The sequence below is a fragment of the Schumannella sp. GW821-FHT10F01 genome (assembly GCF_058809295.1).
This window is the reverse complement of the sequence record NZ_JBXASM010000002.1, coordinates 184,342-200,312: the sequence shown is the minus strand read 5'-3', so window position 1 is coordinate 200,312 and position 15,971 is coordinate 184,342. Positions and strand designations below refer to the sequence as shown.

Annotated in this window: 16 protein-coding genes; 9 read left to right on the top strand and 7 right to left on the bottom strand. The window is 72.3% G+C overall.

The annotated features are described in order from the left end of the window. Positions 1-46: 46 nt before the first annotated feature. Together AC1RSJ_RS03940 and AC1RSJ_RS03935 are read right to left on the bottom strand one after the other, a co-directional pair. A complete protein-coding gene (locus tag AC1RSJ_RS03940; protein ID WP_493117036.1) occupies positions 47-529 on the bottom strand; it encodes a 2'-5' RNA ligase family protein in 483 nt (160 codons plus the stop codon). 11 nt (positions 530-540) lie between these two features. Further along, the gene (locus AC1RSJ_RS03935; RefSeq protein ID WP_493117035.1) at positions 541-1,284 is read right to left on the bottom strand and encodes a phosphoglyceromutase; all 744 of its coding nucleotides are present in this window, start codon (positions 1,282-1,284) and stop codon (positions 541-543) included. 53 nt (positions 1,285-1,337) lie between these two features. Between AC1RSJ_RS03935 and AC1RSJ_RS03930 the strand changes: the two genes are divergently transcribed. Together AC1RSJ_RS03930 and AC1RSJ_RS03925 are read left to right on the top strand one after the other, a co-directional pair. Beyond that, entirely contained in the window at positions 1,338-2,126 is a 789-nt protein-coding gene (locus tag AC1RSJ_RS03930; protein WP_493117034.1) for a class I SAM-dependent methyltransferase, read from the top strand. A 13-nt stretch (positions 2,127-2,139) separates the two neighbouring features. Beyond that, complete coding sequence (locus AC1RSJ_RS03925) at positions 2,140-2,958, top strand: DNA/RNA non-specific endonuclease (RefSeq protein WP_493117033.1); 819 nt, start codon at positions 2,140-2,142, stop codon at positions 2,956-2,958. Positions 2,959-2,975: 17 nt separating this feature from the next. Here AC1RSJ_RS03925 and AC1RSJ_RS03920 read toward each other — a convergent pair whose 3' ends face one another. From AC1RSJ_RS03920 to AC1RSJ_RS03905, 4 genes are all read right to left on the bottom strand, one after another. Continuing rightward, positions 2,976-4,076, bottom strand: coding sequence for an FUSC family protein (locus tag AC1RSJ_RS03920; RefSeq protein ID WP_493117032.1), 1,101 nt, complete (start codon positions 4,074-4,076; stop codon positions 2,976-2,978). 11 nt (positions 4,077-4,087) lie between these two features. After that, positions 4,088-5,188 (bottom strand): CAF17-like 4Fe-4S cluster assembly/insertion protein YgfZ, encoded by a 1,101-nt coding sequence (gene ygfZ, locus AC1RSJ_RS03915; RefSeq protein ID WP_493117031.1) that lies wholly within the window; start codon positions 5,186-5,188, stop codon positions 4,088-4,090. After that, the gene (locus tag AC1RSJ_RS03910) at positions 5,175-5,792 is read right to left on the bottom strand and encodes a nitrobindin family protein (RefSeq protein ID WP_493117030.1); all 618 of its coding nucleotides are present in this window, start codon (positions 5,790-5,792) and stop codon (positions 5,175-5,177) included. Before AC1RSJ_RS03910 ends, ygfZ begins: the two co-directional genes overlap by 14 nt. 129 nt (positions 5,793-5,921) lie before the next feature. Then, on the bottom strand, positions 5,922-6,230 hold the full coding sequence (locus AC1RSJ_RS03905; protein WP_493117029.1) for a hypothetical protein: 309 nt from the start codon (positions 6,228-6,230) through the stop codon (positions 5,922-5,924). Positions 6,231-6,279: 49 nt separating this feature from the next. Between AC1RSJ_RS03905 and AC1RSJ_RS03900 the strand changes: the two genes are divergently transcribed. The 7 genes from AC1RSJ_RS03900 (at position 6,280) to pstB (ending at position 14,514) form a co-directional block, all read left to right on the top strand. Then, complete coding sequence (locus AC1RSJ_RS03900; protein ID WP_493117028.1) at positions 6,280-6,966, top strand: response regulator transcription factor; 687 nt, start codon at positions 6,280-6,282, stop codon at positions 6,964-6,966. Positions 6,967-7,069: 103 nt separating this feature from the next. Next, a complete protein-coding gene (locus AC1RSJ_RS03895; RefSeq protein ID WP_493117027.1) occupies positions 7,070-9,244 on the top strand; it encodes an RNA degradosome polyphosphate kinase in 2,175 nt (724 codons plus the stop codon). Further along, positions 9,241-10,191 carry an NUDIX hydrolase gene (locus AC1RSJ_RS03890; RefSeq protein WP_493117026.1) on the top strand — a complete coding sequence of 317 codons (951 nt, stop codon included), beginning with the start codon at positions 9,241-9,243 and terminating at the stop codon, positions 10,189-10,191. The genes AC1RSJ_RS03895 and AC1RSJ_RS03890 overlap by 4 nt, the downstream gene beginning before the upstream one ends. Before the next feature lie 161 nt (positions 10,192-10,352). Beyond that, positions 10,353-11,483 carry a phosphate ABC transporter substrate-binding protein PstS gene (locus tag AC1RSJ_RS03885; RefSeq protein ID WP_493117025.1) on the top strand — a complete coding sequence of 377 codons (1,131 nt, stop codon included), beginning with the start codon at positions 10,353-10,355 and terminating at the stop codon, positions 11,481-11,483. Between the two features lie 54 nt (positions 11,484-11,537). Then, entirely contained in the window at positions 11,538-12,602 is a 1,065-nt protein-coding gene (gene pstC / locus AC1RSJ_RS03880; RefSeq protein WP_493117024.1) for a phosphate ABC transporter permease subunit PstC, read from the top strand. Next, positions 12,599-13,705: a phosphate ABC transporter permease PstA gene (pstA, locus tag AC1RSJ_RS03875; RefSeq protein WP_493117023.1), complete on the top strand. Its 1,107-nt coding sequence runs from the start codon at positions 12,599-12,601 to the stop codon at positions 13,703-13,705. The genes pstC and pstA overlap by 4 nt, the downstream gene beginning before the upstream one ends. 29 nt (positions 13,706-13,734) lie before the next feature. After that, positions 13,735-14,514 carry a phosphate ABC transporter ATP-binding protein PstB gene (pstB, locus tag AC1RSJ_RS03870; RefSeq protein ID WP_493117022.1) on the top strand — a complete coding sequence of 260 codons (780 nt, stop codon included), beginning with the start codon at positions 13,735-13,737 and terminating at the stop codon, positions 14,512-14,514. A gap of 188 nt (positions 14,515-14,702) precedes the next feature. Here pstB and AC1RSJ_RS03865 read toward each other — a convergent pair whose 3' ends face one another. Continuing rightward, the gene (locus AC1RSJ_RS03865; protein WP_493117021.1) at positions 14,703-15,950 is read right to left on the bottom strand and encodes an aminotransferase class I/II-fold pyridoxal phosphate-dependent enzyme; all 1,248 of its coding nucleotides are present in this window, start codon (positions 15,948-15,950) and stop codon (positions 14,703-14,705) included. Positions 15,951-15,971 lie beyond the last annotated feature (21 nt).

The window sequence follows — 15,971 nt, the reverse complement described above, 5'->3', positions numbered from 1 at the left end:
CACTCGGCGCCCTGAGCCCGAGTTCCGGCTCCCCCGAGCCGAGCAGTCAGACGGTCGCGACCACGCGGCGGCTCGCGCCGTCGCCGTGCGGCTCCAGCTCGACCAGCGACAGCGTGCGCAGCGTCAGCGCGCCGTCCGGGGCGACGCGGGCGAGCTCGTCGCCGCGCGCCTCCCCGTCGCCGATCGGCACCCAGTCGGGACCGGCGGCACGGGGCGTGTCGACGACCGCGCCGAGCTGACGCAGCTCGGTCAGCAGCCGGTCGTGCAGCGCGTGCGCGGCGGCCGCGTCCTCGATGACCAGCACCGGCACGTCGGGCGAGCCGTCGAGGCCGTCCGATCCGAGCCGGAGCGGGCACGGCAGGTCCTCCGCGACGTCAAGGAGCACGCCGAGCACGGCCTCCGGATCGGCGGCGACGGAGAAGCGCCCGACGACCGTCACATGGAGCGGCAGCGCCCCGGCGGCGAACGCGGCGCCGTCCTCCTGCTGCTCGACGAAGGAGCAGATCGCGAAGCGCCCGACGCCGGCCACGGGGTCGCGCCCTACTTCTTGCCCTGGTTCGCGACGGCGGCGGCGCCGGCGGCCGCGGCCTCCGGGTCGAGGTAGCGGCCGGGGGCGGTCGGCGAGAAGTCGTCGTCGAGGTCGTAGACGAGCGGGATGCCGGTCGGGATGTTCAACTCCGAGATCTCGGCGTCGCCGATGCCGTCGAGGTGCTTCACGAGCGCGCGGAGGCTGTTGCCGTGGGCCGTGACGAGCACGGTCCGCCCGGCGGCGAGGTCCGGCTTGATGTCCGACTCCCAGTACGGGAGCATCCGGTCGATCACGAGCTTCAGGCTCTCGGTGCGGGGCAGGTCCGCGTCGGGGAGGTCGGTGTAGCGCTCGTCGCCGACCTGCGACCACTCGGCGTCGTCCGCCAGCACGGGCGGCGGGGTGTCGAAGCTGCGGCGCCAGACCTGGAACTGCTCCGGCCCGTACTTCTCGAGCGTCTCCGCCTTGTCGAGGCCCTGGAGCGCGCCGTAGTGGCGCTCGTTGAGGCGCCAGCTGCGCTTCACCGGGATCCACAGCCGGTCGGCCGTCTCGAGCGCGATGTTCGCGGTCTGGATCGCGCGGGTGAGCACGCTCGTGTAGAGGATCTCCGGCTCGAGACCCGACTCCGCCAGCAGCTCGCCGGCGCGGGTCGCCTCCTGCACGCCCTGCTCGCTGAGCCTCACGTCCACCCAGCCGGTGAAGAGGTTCTTCTGGTTCCAGGTGGAGTTGCCGTGGCGGAGCAGGATCAGGGTCGACATGGTCGTCAGCCTAGCGTCGCGGGATGTCGCCGAGACCCCGGCAGAATCGGAGCATGGCACGCGCGGACTCCCCCCAGGGACGCATCACGCGCGGCACCACCGGCACCAACCGGCTGCGGCGGATCGACCGCTGGATCGCCGCCTCCCCCGCCCTGCGCGGCGCTCCGGATCCGCTCGTCGTCGACCTCGGCTACGGCGCGAGCGCGACCACGCCGGTCGAGCTGCTCGAGCGGCTCCGGCGGGTGCGCGGCGACGTCGAGGTGCTGGGGCTGGAGATCGACCCGGAGCGCGTGCGGGTGGCGCGGCTGTCCGAGCGGCCCGGGCTCTCGTTCGGGCTCGGCGGCTTCGAGGTGCCGGTGCCGGGCGGCCGGCGGCCGGCCGTGATCCGCGCGCTCAACGTGCTGCGCCAGTACGACGAGACGGAGGTCGCGGACGCCTGGGCGCGGATGCGCGCCCGGCTCGCGCCCGGCGGCCTGCTGGTGGAGGGCACCTGCAGCGAGCTCGGCCGGGTCGCGAGCTGGGTTGGGCTCGACGCGGACGGTCCGCGCACATTCACGATCTCGCTGCGGCTCACCGGCCTCGAGGCCCCGTCGATCGTGGCGGAGCGCCTGCCCAAGGCGCTCATCCACCGGAACGTGCCGGGCGAGCGCATCCACGCCCTGCTGGCCGAGCTCGACGCGCTCTGGGCCCGGCACGCGCCGCTCGCCGTGTACGGTCCGACCCAGCGCTGGATCGCGGTGGCGGAGTCGCTCCGCGAGGGAGGCACGAGCGTGCTCGGCGGCCGCGCCCGCGTCCGGCTGGGAGAGCTCACCGTGCCCTGGTCCGCTGTCGCACCGCTGTGATCCACTGGGGGTCGTGACCGGCTACGACCCCGACTTCCTCGACATCGCCGTCCCGCTGCCGCTTCCGGCCGAGGGCCGCGAGCTCGACGCGCTCCCGTCAACGCACTTCTCGGTGGGCTTCGACCGGCAGCGGAAGCTCGCCGCCTTCACCGCCGTCAACATCGACGGCGCGGCGCTGCTCGACCTCGAGCGCGGCGACGACTGGCACCTCGACGACCGGGTGCCGGTGAAGGACCAGACCGGGCCCGAGGTCTACGCGCGCAACGACCTCGACCGCGGGCACCTGGTGCGCCGCCGCGACCCGGTGTGGGGCTCCGCCGAGACCGCCGCGCGGGCGAACGTCGAGACCTTCGCGTACACGAACGCGGCGCCGCAGGCCTCGGTGTTCAACCAGAAGCCGACGCTCTGGGCCGGGCTCGAGGACTTCGTGCTCGGCGCGGCGCGCACGACGGCCTCGCGGCTCAGCGTGCTCACCGGCCCCGTCTTCGCGTCGACGGACACGTCGTACCGGGGCACGCTCATCCCGAAGCGCTTCTGGAAGATCGCCGCCTGGCGCCACGACGACCCCGAGCACCCGGAGCTCCGGGCGACCGGGTACGTGCTCGACCAGACCGGGCTCGTCGCGCGCTTCGACGACGGCGCGGCGGAGTCCGCCACGGCGGAGCCGGAGCTCGGGCGCTTCCGCACGTTCCAGGTGCCGATCCGCGACATCGCGTCGCTCACCGCGCTCCACCTCGACGCCGTCGTCGCGGCGGACCGCTACCGCGGCGAGACGGCGCTGCCCGACGGCGGGTGGCGGGAGCTGGAGCGCGTGGAGGACGCGGCGCTCTAGACCGCGCGGATCCGGCGCTAGACGGGCGGCAGCAGCGCCCTCGCCTGGTCCGCCGGGGCGCCCGTCGCGATGAGCAGGTCGACGACGAGCGGACGCAGCAGCAGCACGAGCGTCGTGTCCTGCGCCCCGTCATCCGGCCCCGGTGCGAGCCGCACGGCGAGGTCCGCGAGCAGGCTGCGCGCGGCGCCGGCCAGCTCGCGATCGTCGAGCTCCGCGCCGAGCAGCCCGATCGCCGTCGCGACCTCGCCCAGCAGCGCGGCCAGCCCCGGTCGGGGCGCACCGTCACGCACTGCGGACTCCGAGCGCCGCGCGATCACCCGCAGGTGGCGGGCGCCGAGGTCGGCGGCCCGCAGCAGCCGCTCCTCCACCTGCAGCTCCGGGAGGTGCCGTCGCAGCAGCGGCGCGATCCGCGCGACGGCGACCGCGGAGTCGAGCGTCGAGGTCCAGCGGTCGACGAGCCCCTGGGTGCGGCGGAGCCGGGTCAGCGCCAGCTCGGCCGCGGCGGGATCGGCGCCGGCGAGCGCGTCCGCGATGCCGCCGGCCGACTCGTGCAGCACGGAGTAGAGCGCGCGCCCGTCGCGCTTCGCCTCGCGACGCGGGTCGCGGGGCACGAGCGCGGTCACGAGCAGGGCGATGATGCTCGCGATCGCCGCGTCGAGCGTGCGCGAGAACGGACCGCCGACGGGCGCCGGCAGCAGCACGACCAGCGCCGACTGCACGCCGGCCGCCACCGCGAACGCCGGATTGGTCGACAGCGCGCGCGCGACGATCAGCGTCGCCAGCAGCACCACGACGAGCTGCCACAGCCCGGTGCCGACGAGCAGCACGATGCCGTCGGCGAGCAGGATGCCGACGAACATGCCGACGATCGTCTCGACGAGCTTGCGCGGCCGGGCGTCGCGCGCGAACCCGAGCGCGGAGATCGTGACCGTCACCGACAGCAGCGGCGTCGGATGCCCCAGCACCCAGTGCGCGATCGCGTACGACCCGGCGACCGCCACCACGATCTGCACGATCGCGGGCGCCGAGTCGCCGACGCGGCGCCAGGCGGCGCGGAGGTCGAGGCGGAGGCGGAGACGGCGCTCGAGCCGGGCGAGCTCGTCGCGTCCGGGCGCCATCGCGGGGCGCCTCAGCGCCGGGCGAGCCGGGGCAGGCGCGGCACCTCGACGGCCGATCCCGCGCTCGGCGGCACGACGATCTGCTGGGCCGCGGCGACCCGCGTGCCGTCCGCGGCGACGACCACGAGGTCGGCGACCGCGTCCGCGTTCCGCTTGAGCACGGCGAGCGCGACCGGGCCGAGCTCGTGGTGGCGGGCGGCGGCGGTGACGCGCCCGACCACGGCGTCGCCGAGCTCGACGGGGTCGCCGGCCGCGACGGACGCGCCCTCCGAGCCGTCGAGGTGCAGCAGCACGAGACGGCGCGGCGGGTGCCCGAGGTTGTGCACCTTCGCGACGGTCTCCTGGCCGCGGTAGCAGCCCTTGGTCAGATGCACCGCGCTGCGGAGCCAGTCGAGCTCGTGCGGGATCGTGGTCGCGTCGACCTCGGTGGCCTCGCGCGGACGCCAGGCCGCGATCCGCAGGGCCTCGGCCGCGAGGGTGCCGGCTGCCGGGCGGTCGCCGTCGGCGAGCTCGCCGAGGCGGTCGCGCGGCACCAGCGTCTCGCTCCAGGTCCAGTCGGCCGACGGATGCTCGGCGACGGGCGCGTACTGCACCCCGCCCGCCACCACCTCGCGCCACGGGTCGTGCCAGGTGACGAGCTCGACGCCGTCGAGCACCGGCGGCGCGCCCAGCGTGCCGATCGTGGCGAGGTCCTCGCGCACGACGATGTCCACGCGGCGCAGGAACCGCATCCGCAGCAGGAAGGCGGCGAGATCGTCGGCGCGGCCGGCGTCGACGAGCAGCCAGGCCGTCTCGCCGTCGTCGACGACGCGGATGGCGTGCTGCACGCGGCCGCTCGGATCGAGCAGCAGCGTCTCGGCGCTCTCCCCCGCGGCGAGCGCGGCGATCGCCTGCGAGGTGATCGAGTCGAGCCAGGTGAGCCGGTCCTCGCCGGTCAGGGCGATGACGCCGCGGTCGGCGAGGTCGACGATCGCACGGCCCTCGGCGAGCGCGCGCTGCTCGCGCACCGGCTCGCCGTAGTGCTCGGGGGGCGTGCCGACGGCACCCGGCAGCGCGGCGAACGGATCGGCGGCCGGCGGCGCCGCGGTCTCAGCGGGCTCAGTGGTCGACACGGGCGAGCCGTCCTGAGGAGTGCGTGCGCAGGTCCTGGCCGAGGGCCGCGATGTCCCACGCCCAGAGCAGGTGGTCGTCGACCAGACCGTAGACGCGGGTCGCGGCGGCGTACTCCTTCGCCGTCGAGGTTCGCATGACGGCATCGGTCGCCAGGTCGATCCGCGGGCCGTCGACCACGCCGAGGTAGAGCTCGCTCACGCCGCCGGGGTGCACGAGCGATACCTCGATGTCGAAGCCGCCGTGGTCGGCGCGCAGCGTCTCCACGGCCTCGGCCGTCGCGAACGGCCGGTCGCCGCGCCCCGGCAGCATCGCGGGGCCGTTGTCGGCCGGGCCGAGCGGACGCGACAGCCGCCAGAACCCGGTCTCGGTGAATAGCGGCCGCGCGCCGGTCTCGCCCTCGGGGGCGTCATCGAGCAGCCAGGTGTAGCAGGTGTAGTTCAGCACCGGGAGGCCGTCGTGCGTGAAGGCGACCCGCTGCCCGAACTGGTGCTCGCGCGTCTCGTCGCCGATCTTGTACGCGACGACGCCCGTGCCCTCCCAGACCCCGAGCAGCCACGACAGGGGCACCAGCTCGGCGGGGATGCCAGCGTCGAGATCGAACACGGACTAGCGCTGGCCCCGGAAGAGGTTGTACAGCACGGTCACGGCGGTGAAGCCGATGCCGAGCGTCGCCAGGCCGAGCAGTCCGATGTAGAACAGCTCCAGCGCGAACGTGAGGTCCATGCGTCGAGTCTAGGCGAGGAAGTGCACGCCGGCCGGTTCCGCGATCACCAGCACGAGCGTGGCGACGACGAGCACGGCGAAGGCGCCGACCATGCTGCCGCCGAGCCGCTTGACCAGTCCCTCGGTGCGGCGGAGCGCGAGCTGGATCGCGAACGAGACCAGGAAGCACAGCGCCGCGACCACCGGGAGCCACGTCAGGTAGGCCTCGCCGGCGAGCACGCCGACCAGCACCGCGCCGAGCGCCGCGAGCACCCAGACCGGGATCATGCTCGGGATCGACGGCCCCGACGCCCGCGGGGTCTCCGGCTGCTGCGACACGAGGGCCATCGTACGGGGCAATAGACTGGACGCCGCGTCTGGAGGACCCGTGGCCCAGCTGGTGATTCTGACCTCATCGGTCGACAGCGAGGTGCTGCCTGCGCTCGGACTGCTCAGCCACCGGGCCCGCGCCATCCCCGCCGAGCCCGCCGCGCTCGTCACCGCGCCGAGCTGCGACCTCATCGTCATCGACGCCCGCCAGGATCTCGCCGGGGCCAAGTCGCTGTGCAAGGTGCTCCGCACCACCGGCGTCAACGTGCCGCTCCTGCTCGTGCTCACGGAGGGCGGGCTCACGGCCGTCAGCGCGGACTGGGGCGCCGACGACGTGATCCTCGACTCAGCGGGACCCGCCGAGCTCGACGCGCGCATCCGCCTCGTGGTCGGCCGGCTCGCGCAGGAGAACACCGCGTCGAAGAAGATCTCGGCCTCCGGGGTCGTCATCGACGAGGCCTCCTACTCGGCGAAGGTGCACGGGCGCCCGCTCGACCTCACCTTCAAGGAGTTCGAGCTGCTCCGCTTCTTCGCGACGCACCCGTCGCGCGTCTTCACCCGCGAGCAGCTGCTGAGCGAGGTGTGGGGTTACGACTACTTCGGCGGAACCCGCACCGTCGACGTGCACGTGCGGCGCCTGCGCGCGAAGCTCGGCGAGCTCGACTCGCTCATCGGCACCGTGCGCAACGTCGGCTACCGCTTCAACGTCTACGAGGACGACGCCGAGCGGGTCCCGGCGAACTGAGCCCCGCGAACCGGGTGCGGCGCGGTCGGGCCGGCGCCTCGGAGCCGCCCGCGCACCCTCTCCGTTTCCCTGCCGTTCCCTTCCCCGGTGGCAGGATGGTGGCATGACGGACAGCCCCCTCGGCGATGCGGCGATCGCCTCGGACCTCCTCGACGACTACGAGGCCGAGCCGCCCATCGAGGATGACGGCACGCTGCCTCCGGACCGGTTCATCGACCGGGAGCTGAGCTGGCTGGCGTTCAACCAGCGCGTGCTCGAGCTCGCCGAGGACGAGAGCGTGCCGCTGCTCGAGCGCGCGAACTTCCTCGCGATCTTCGCCTCGAACCTCGACGAGTTCTTCATGGTGCGCGTGGCCGGCCTCAAGCGCCGCATCGCGACGGGACTGGCCGTGCCGACCAACGTCGGCCGCTCGCCGTCCGACGTGCTGCAGGACATCAGCGACCGTGCGCACGAGCTGCAGCTGCGGCACGCGCGCACGTTCTCGGAGTCGGTGAAGCCCGCGCTCGACGCCGCCGGCATCCACATCGAGGTGTGGAGCGACCTCGACGAGCAGGACCGCGAGCGCGTGCACGAGCTCTTCAGCGGCCAGATCTTCCCGGTGCTCATGCCGCTCGCCGTCGACCCCGCGCACCCGTTCCCGTACATCTCGGGGCTCTCGCTCAACCTGTCGATCCGGGTGCGCAACCCGAAGACGGCCCGCATCGAGTTCGCGCGCCTCAAGGTGCCCTCGAACCTGCCGCGCTTCGTGATCCTGCCCGACGACGGCTCCGGCCGCCTCCGCTTCATCCCGCTCGAGGACCTCATCTCCAACCACCTGGAGGAGCTGTTCCCGGGAATGCAGGTGCTCGAGCACCACGAGTTCCGCGTCACGCGCAACGAGGACGTGCAGATCGAGGAGGACGAGACCGAGTCGATCATCCAGGCGCTGGAGAAGGAGCTGCTCCGCCGCCGGTTCGGCTCCCCCATCCGCCTCGAGATCAGCGACGACATGGACGACGTGACGCTCGGGCTGCTCATGCAGGAGCTCGACATCACCGAGCAGGAGGTCTACCGCCTGCCCGCGCCGCTCGACCTCGTCGGGCTGTTCGAGCTGTCGCGGGTCGACGAGCCGTCGCTGAAGTACCCGAAGCAGGTGCCGGTGACGAGCGCGGCGCTGCTGCCGAGCGACCCCACCGACACGCCGGACATCTTCAAGTCGATGCGTCGCGGCGACATCCTCGTGCACCACCCCTACGAGTCGTTCTCGACCAGCGTGCAGGCGTTCCTCGAGCAGGCCGCCGCCGACCCGAACGTGCTCGCCATCAAGCAGACGCTGTACCGCACCTCGGGCGACAGCCCGATCGTCGAGGCGCTCATCGACGCCGCGCAGTCCGGCAAGGCCGTGCTCGCGCTCGTCGAGATCAAGGCGCGCTTCGACGAGGAGGCGAACATCTCCTGGGCGCGCAAGCTCGAGCGCGCCGGTGTGCACGTCGTCTACGGGCTCGTCGGGCTCAAGACGCACTGCAAGCTCGCGCTCGTGGTGCGCCAGGAGCGCGGCGGGCTGCGCCACTACAGCCACGTGGGCACGGGCAACTACAACCCGAAGACGAGCCGGATCTACGAGGACCTCGGCCTCCTGACGGCGGACGACGAGGTCGGCAAGGACCTCACCCGCCTCTTCAACGAGCTCTCCGGCTACGCGATCGAGAAGAAGTTCAAGCGGCTCCTCGTCGCGCCGCTCCACCTGCGCAAGGGCCTGCTCAAGCGGATCGACCAGGAGGCGGCGAACGCCGCGGCCGGGAAGCCGAGCGGCATCCGCATCAAGGTCAACTCGATGGTCGACGAGCAGATCATCGACGCGCTCTACAAGGCGAGCCTGGCCGGCGTGCCGGTCGACATCGTGGTGCGCGGCATCTGCTCGCTCAAGCCCGGCGTGCCCGAGCTCAGCGAGAACATCACGGTGCGCTCGGTGCTCGGCCGCTACCTCGAGCACTCCCGCATCTTCAGCTTCGTCAACGACGGCGAGCGGCAGACCTTCATCGGCAGCGCCGACATGATGCACCGCAACCTCGACCGCCGCATCGAGGCGCTCGTGCGCATCGCCGACCGCGGGCAGATCGACGAGCTCGACGCGATCTTCGACGCCGAGCTGGCCGAGACGACCGCGTCCTGGTGGCTCGGCGCCGACGGCGCCTGGGAGCGGCACAGCCGCGCCGAGGACGGCTCCCCGCTGCGTGACGTGCAGTCCGACCTGATGGCGTCGATCGCCGCGCGCAAACGCGCCGGAATCCTGCGGTGAGCCCGGTCGTCGCCGACGGCGCGGTGCTGGCCGCCGGCGCGGTCTGCTGGCGGATCGTGGACGGCGTCGCGCACATCCTGCTGGTGCGGCGCCCGCGCCACCGCGACGTGTCGCTGCCGAAGGGCAAGGTCGACCCGGGCGAGACGCTCCCGCAGACCGCGGTGCGCGAGATCGCCGAGGAGACCGGCCTCGCCGTGCACCTCGGCGCACCCCTCGGCGTGGTCGAGTACGACCTGCCGAACGGCCGGCCGAAGGTCGTCTACTACTGGGCAGCGGAGGTCGCCGAGCACGCGATCGCGAACTCGACGTTCGCGGCGAACGACGAGATCGAGTCGCTGGAGTGGACGACGCTGCCGGCCGCGCGCCGGTCGCTGTCGTACGAGCACGACGTCGACGTGCTCGACCGGTTCTCGGAGCTGCTCGAGACCGGACGGGCCCGCACGTTCGCCCTCGTCGCGCTCCGCCACGGCAAGGCGGTGTCGGCCGGCGACTGGGGCGGCACCGACGCCTCCCGTCCGCTGCTCGAGCGCGGGCGCGACCAGGCGGCGAGCATCGCCCCCGGCATCGCGGCGTTCGGCCCGGTGAAGCTCATCACCTCGACGGCGGTGCGCTGCATCGCCACGATCGCGCCGACCGCCCAGCGCACCGGCGTGCCGGCGAAGGAGTCGGACGCGATCAGCCAGGACGCCTTCGAGCGCGGCGAGGACGACGTCGACGCCGTGGTCGCCAAGCGGCTGCGCCGCGGGGTCTCCGCCGTGCTCTGCAGCCACGGACCGGTGCTGCCCCGCATCCTCGCCTCCGTGGGCCGGCAGACCGGCACGCGCGATCTCGCACCGCTCTCGCAGGCCTCGATGCTCGGCACCGCGGAGTACGCGGTCGTGCACGTCGCGGTCGACGCCCCGGGATCGGGGATCGTGGCCGTCGAGGTCCACGGGCCGATCCGCTGACCTGCGGTCGGCTTCTAACCCGCTCCTGATCAGGGAGTTCCCCGCGTTGGACGCTCGTTAACCTCCCGTTCACCATGCGGGTCGAATGTGTCCACGTTGCGTTCCTACGGTGCTGGCGGGCCCTGTGCCCAGTCCTCAACCCGCATTCCGAAGGGAATACAGTGAAGCTCACGCGCTCTGGCGGCATCGCCGCGATCGCTCTGATCGGGATGGTCGCACTCGCCGGCTGTGCCTCCTCCGACGCCGGCTCCGGCGACTCGGCATCCCCCTCCAAGTCGGCCGAGGCGGTCGACTACTCGAAGCTCTCCGGCACCATCACCGCCGGCGGGTCGTCCGCTCAGGGAAACGCCGAGGCAGCGTGGACCGCGGCGATCACCGCCCAGGCGACCGGCCTGACCGTCAACTACGACAAGTCGCAGGGCTCCGGCGGCGGCGTCACGAACTGGCTCGCCGGCTCGTACGACTTCGCGGGCTCCGACTCGCCCCTCAAGCCGGAGCAGACCACCGCTGCGGCCGCTGACGCGGTCTGCGGCGCCGACGGCGCCGTGAACCTGCCGATCTACCTCGACGGCGTCGCCATCATCTTCAACGTCGACGGCGTGAAGGACCTCAAGCTCTCGGGCGCGACGATCGCGAAGATCTTCAACCTGCAGATCACGAACTGGTCCGACGCGGCCATCACCAAGGACAACGGCAAGGCCCTCCCGGACCTCGCCATCACCACGGTGGCGCGCTCCGACGGCTCCGGCACGACCCAGAACTTCAGCAACTACCTGGCCGGCACGCAGAGCGCCGACTGGCCGTACCCGGCGTCGAACGCCTGGCCGGTCGCGGGCAGCGTCTCGAAGCAGCAGGGCGGCTCCGGCGTCGTGAACGCGGTGCAGGCGGGTGCCGGCACCATCGGCTACGCCGACCACTCGGCCATCGGCGACCTGAACACGGTCCAGATCGGCGTCGACGGCGGCAAGTTCGTCAAGTTTAGCGCCAAGGCCGCGGCCTCCGCGCTCGAGAACGGCGCCTCGACCACCTCGAACGGCGTCGACGGCGACCTCTCGCAGACCTTCGACTACTCGAAGCTGCTCGACGGCTCGTCCTACCCGATCCCGCTGGTCTCCTACGCGATCACCTGCAAGACCTTCAAGGACTCGGCCCAGGCCGACCTGGTCAAGGGCTACCTGGGCTTCATCGCCTCGGAGACCGGCCAGAAGGTCGCTGAGGCGAACGCCGGCTCCGCCGCGCTGCCGACCTCGATCACCGACGAGATCACCAAGACCCTCAAGACGATCAAGTAGCCCGTCGCGAGACACCGCACCACCGCCCCCGGACCCGAGACCAGGAGACAGACCGTGACCGACAGCACCGCCGTCGAGAACGAGCCCGCGACCGGGTCCGGAGGCACCGGTCCGGCCCCCCGCCAGGGGGGCCGGACCCTCACCGGCCGCGCCGCAGGGCGCACCGGAGACAAGGTCTTCCTCGGCCTGAGCACCGGCTCGGCCATCCTCATCATGGTGATCCTCGCCGGGGTCGCCCTGTTCCTGCTGCTCAAGGCCGCACCCGGCATCGCCGCGGACTGGTCCTCCAACCCGGAGATCACCGACGGCCCGACCGGCGGCTTCGGCAGCTTCTGGGCGTACGTCGGCCCGCTCCTCTGGGGCACCATCTGGTCCGCGATCATCGCGCTGATCCTCGGCACCCCGGTCGCCATCGGCATCGCGCTCTTCATCTCGCACTACGCGCCGCGCCGGCTCTCCAGCGCGCTGGGCTACCTCGTCGATCTGCTCGCCGCGGTGCCCTCCATCGTCTTCGGCCTCTGGGGCATCATCGTCATCCGCCCCTTCCTGCTGCCGCTCGAGCGCTGGCTCAACGAGTACCTCGGATTCATCCCCCTGTTCAGCGGCACGGTGTCGAGCACCGGCTCCACCGTGCTGGCGGGCGGCGTCGTGCTCGCGGTGATGATCCTGCCGATCGTCACCTCGATCACCCGCGAGATCTTCCTGCAGACCCCGCGCCTCCACGAGGAGGCCGCGCTCGCGCTCGGCGCGACCCGCTGGGAGATGGTCAAGCTGGCCGTCTTCCCCTACGCCCGCTCCGGCATGGTCAGCGCCACCCTGCTCGGCCTCGGCCGCGCGCTCGGCGAGACGATGGCGATCGCGCTGATCATCTCGCCGTCGATCCTCTTCTCGACGAAGCTGCTCACCGAGGGCGAGAACTCGCAGACCATCGCGGCGAACATCGCGCTGAACTTCCCGATCGCCACCGACCTGCAGCGCTCCGCCCTGATCGGCACCGGCCTCATGCTGTTCGTGGTCTCGTTCGCGGTGAACTTCATCGCCCGCGCGATCGTCGCCCGCACCGGCCCGAACGCCCGCCGCAAGTCCCGCACCCCGAAGGCGAAGGCAGCCACCGCATGACCACCTCGGCCATCGACCAGGCGCGCCCGCCGCGCGGCCCGATCGAGAACTCGCTCCGCTCCGGCCAGCTGCCGCGGCTCATCGAGCTCTGGCTGCTGCTCGCCTCCGCGGCGGTCGTCGCCGGGCTGCTCGCGCTCATCGGCTTCGATCTCACCGGCTGGCTCGTGCTCACCGCGATCGTCTACCTCGTCGCCGTCGGCGTCGCGTCGTCGATCGTCGAGAACCGCCGCAAGGCGACCGACCGCGTCGTCCGCGGCCTGGTCGCCGTCGCCTTCCTGCTCGCGCTCGCGCCGCTCATCTCGACGCTCTACACGGTCGTCGCGCAGGGCATCGGCCAGCTGAACTGGACGTTCATCAGCCAGACCGGCGGCGCCAAGTTCGACCCGGTGACCCTCAAGGTCACCACCACCCCCGGCGCCCTCCAGGCCGTCGTCGGCACGCTCGAGATCACCGGCATCGCGTCGCTCATCTCCGTCCCGATCGGCATCCTCACGGCGATCTACCTGGTCGAGTACGCGCAGCCCTCGAACCCGCTGCGCCGCGCCGTCACCTTCCTCGTCGACGTCATGACCGGCATCCCGTCGATCGTCGCCGGTCTGTTCGCGTTCTCGCTGTTCACGCTCATCGTCGGCCCGAAGGCGTTCTCCGGCTTCTCGGCCGCCATCGCGCTCTGCGTGCTCATGATCCCGATCGTCGTCCGCTCGACGGAGGAGATGCTGCGGCTCGTGCCGATGGACCTCCGCGAGGCGGCCTTCGCGCTCGGCGTGAACCGCTCGCTCACGATCATGAAGGTGGTGCTGCGCACCGCGGCCTCCGGCATCGTGACCGGCGTGGTGCTCGCCATCGCCCGCGTCGTCGGCGAGACCGCGCCGATCTTCATCGCCGCGAGCTTCACCGACAACTTCAACGCCAACCCGTTCAGCGGACCGATGCAGACCCTGCCGGTGCTCGCCTACACGGGCTACAAGTTCCCCGGCCAGGACATCGCCGCCTCGAACGCCTCCGCGTGGGGCGCCGCGCTCCTGCTCGTGCTCCTCGTCGTCGTGTTCAACCTCATCGCCCGTATCGTCGCCGTGCTCTTCGCTCCGAAGGCCGGACGGTAGACCCGAAGCCCCCACCCGGAAGGTCACGCGTGTCCAAGCGCATCGAAGTCAACGATCTCAACGTCTACTACAGCGATTTCCTCGCGGTGGAGGGCGTCAGCATGCGCATCGAGCCGCGCACCGTCACCGCCTTCATCGGCCCCTCCGGCTGCGGCAAGTCGACGTTCCTGCGCACGCTGAACCGCATGCACGAGGTCATCCCCGGCGCCCACGTCAAGGGCGAGGTCATGGTCGACGGCAACGACCTCTACGGCGCGGGCGTCGACCCGGTGCTCGTGCGCCGTCAGGTCGGCATGGTCTTCCAGCGGCCGAACCCCTTCCCGACGATGTCGATCCGCGACAACGTGCTCGCCGGCGTGAAGCTCAACAACCGCCGCATGAGCAAGTCGGAGGGCGACGAGCTCGTCGAGAGCTCGCTCGTCGGCGCCAACCTCTGGAACGAGGTGAAGGACCGCCTCGAGAAGCCGGGCGCGGGCCTCTCCGGCGGCCAGCAGCAGCGTCTCTGCATCGCCCGCGCGATCGCGGTCAAGCCGGACGTCATCCTCATGGACGAGCCGTGCTCGGCCCTCGACCCGATCTCGACGCTCGCGATCGAGGACCTCATCGAGGAGCTCAAGAACGACTACACGATCGTGATCGTGACCCACAACATGCAGCAGGCCTCGCGCGTCTCCGACAAGACCGCGTTCTTCAACATCGCGGGCACCGGCAAGCCGGGCAAGCTCATCGAGTACGACGACACCATGACGATCTTCTCGAACCCGTCGGTGAAGGCCACCGAGGACTACGTCTCCGGCAAGTTCGGATAAGCCGCGCACGACACTCGACCGGAGGGGATGCCGCACCGCGGCATCCCCTCCGTCGTGTCCGGGGGCGGCCCAAGTCGCTCCGCGTACGCGTGTGCCGACTGCGCACCGTCGATGGTGCGCAGTCGACACGGGCGTACGCGCGCGGCGCCCGACACGGGCGTACGCGCGCGGCGCCCGATGCGGGGCGTTCAGAGCCGGAGGGACGCCAGACGGCCGGCGGCGTCGTCGATCACCGCGTCGCGCTTGCAGTACGCGAAGCGGAGGTACGGGCGGAAGAGCTCCGCGGAGGCGGGCGACACGAAGGCGCTGACCGGGATGCCGACCACCCCGGCGCGGTCGAGCACGACCTCCGCCGCGCGCACGCCGTCGTCGAGGCCGAGGGCGGAGCCGTCCGCGACGAGGAAGTAGCCGCCAGCGGGCCGGTTGACCGTGAACCCCCCGGTCTCGAGCGCGGTCGTCAGCCGGGCCCGGCGCCGGTCGAGCGCGGCCGCGGCCTCCGTGAAGTACGCGTCGGGCAGCGCGAGCCCGGCGGCGACGGCGGGCTGGAACGGCGCGCCGTTGACGTAGGTCAGGAACTGCTTCACCGCGAGCACGGCCTCGAGCAGCGAGGCCGAGGCGGTGATCCAGCCGATCTTCCAGCCGGTGACGCTGAAGGTCTTCGCGGCGCTGGAGATCGTGATGCTGCGCTCCCGCGCGCCGGGGTAGGACGCGATGGTGCGATGCCGGCCCGGTCCGGCGGCATCCGGGAAATGGAGGTGCTCGTAGACCTCGTCGCTGATGATCACGGCGTCGTGCTCGGCCGCGGCGTCGACGACGGCCTGCACGGTCGCCTCCGGCAGCACGGCGCCGGTCGGATTGTGGGGCGAGTTGAGCAGGATCGCCGCTGTGCGGGGCCCGATCGCCGCGGCGAGCTCCTGCGGGTCGGGCAGGAAGGCGGGGGCGCGGGCGGGCACCGGCACGAGCCGCCCGCCCGCCAGACCGACGAGCGCGGCGTACGAGTCGTAGTAGGGCTCCACGACGACGACCTCGTCGCCCTCGGCGACGAGCGCCAGCAGCGAGGCCGCGATCGCCTCCGTCGCTCCCGCGGTGACGAGCACCTCGCCGTCCGGATCCCACTCGAGCGAGCGGAAGCGGCGCTGGTGCTCCGCGATCGCGTGCCGCAGGGCGGGGATGCCGCGGGCCGGCGGGTACTGGTTCGCGCCGTCGGCGATCGCCTCCTGCGCCGCGGCCAGCACCTCGGCGGGCCCGTCGTAGTCGGGAAAGCCCTGGCCGAGGTTGATCGCACCGCGCTCGAGCGCGAGGGCCGACATCCGGCCGAAGATCGTGCCCTGCACCGCGCCGTCCGCGCCGAGGAGGCCGGCCGCCTGCGCCGCCCGCCGCCAGGGTCCGCACCGCCAGGGGTCGCGTCGCCGGGCTTCGGGGACAGGCTCGCTCACGCGCTCAGCCTAGGGCGGCTG

Bases quoted from the DNA above. Each gene is read 5' to 3' on its own strand.
- AC1RSJ_RS03935 (WP_493117035.1), bottom strand. From the start codon at position 1,284: ATGTCGACCCTGATCCTGCTCCGCCACGGCAACTCCACCTGGAACCAG.
- AC1RSJ_RS03930 (WP_493117034.1), top strand. From the start codon at position 1,338: ATGGCACGCGCGGACTCCCCCCAGGGACGCATCACGCGCGGCACCACC.
- AC1RSJ_RS03920 (WP_493117032.1), bottom strand. From the start codon at position 4,076: ATGGCGCCCGGACGCGACGAGCTCGCCCGGCTCGAGCGCCGTCTCCGC.
- AC1RSJ_RS03895 (WP_493117027.1), top strand. From the start codon at position 7,070: ATGACGGACAGCCCCCTCGGCGATGCGGCGATCGCCTCGGACCTCCTC.
- pstA (WP_493117023.1), top strand. From the start codon at position 12,599: ATGACCACCTCGGCCATCGACCAGGCGCGCCCGCCGCGCGGCCCGATC.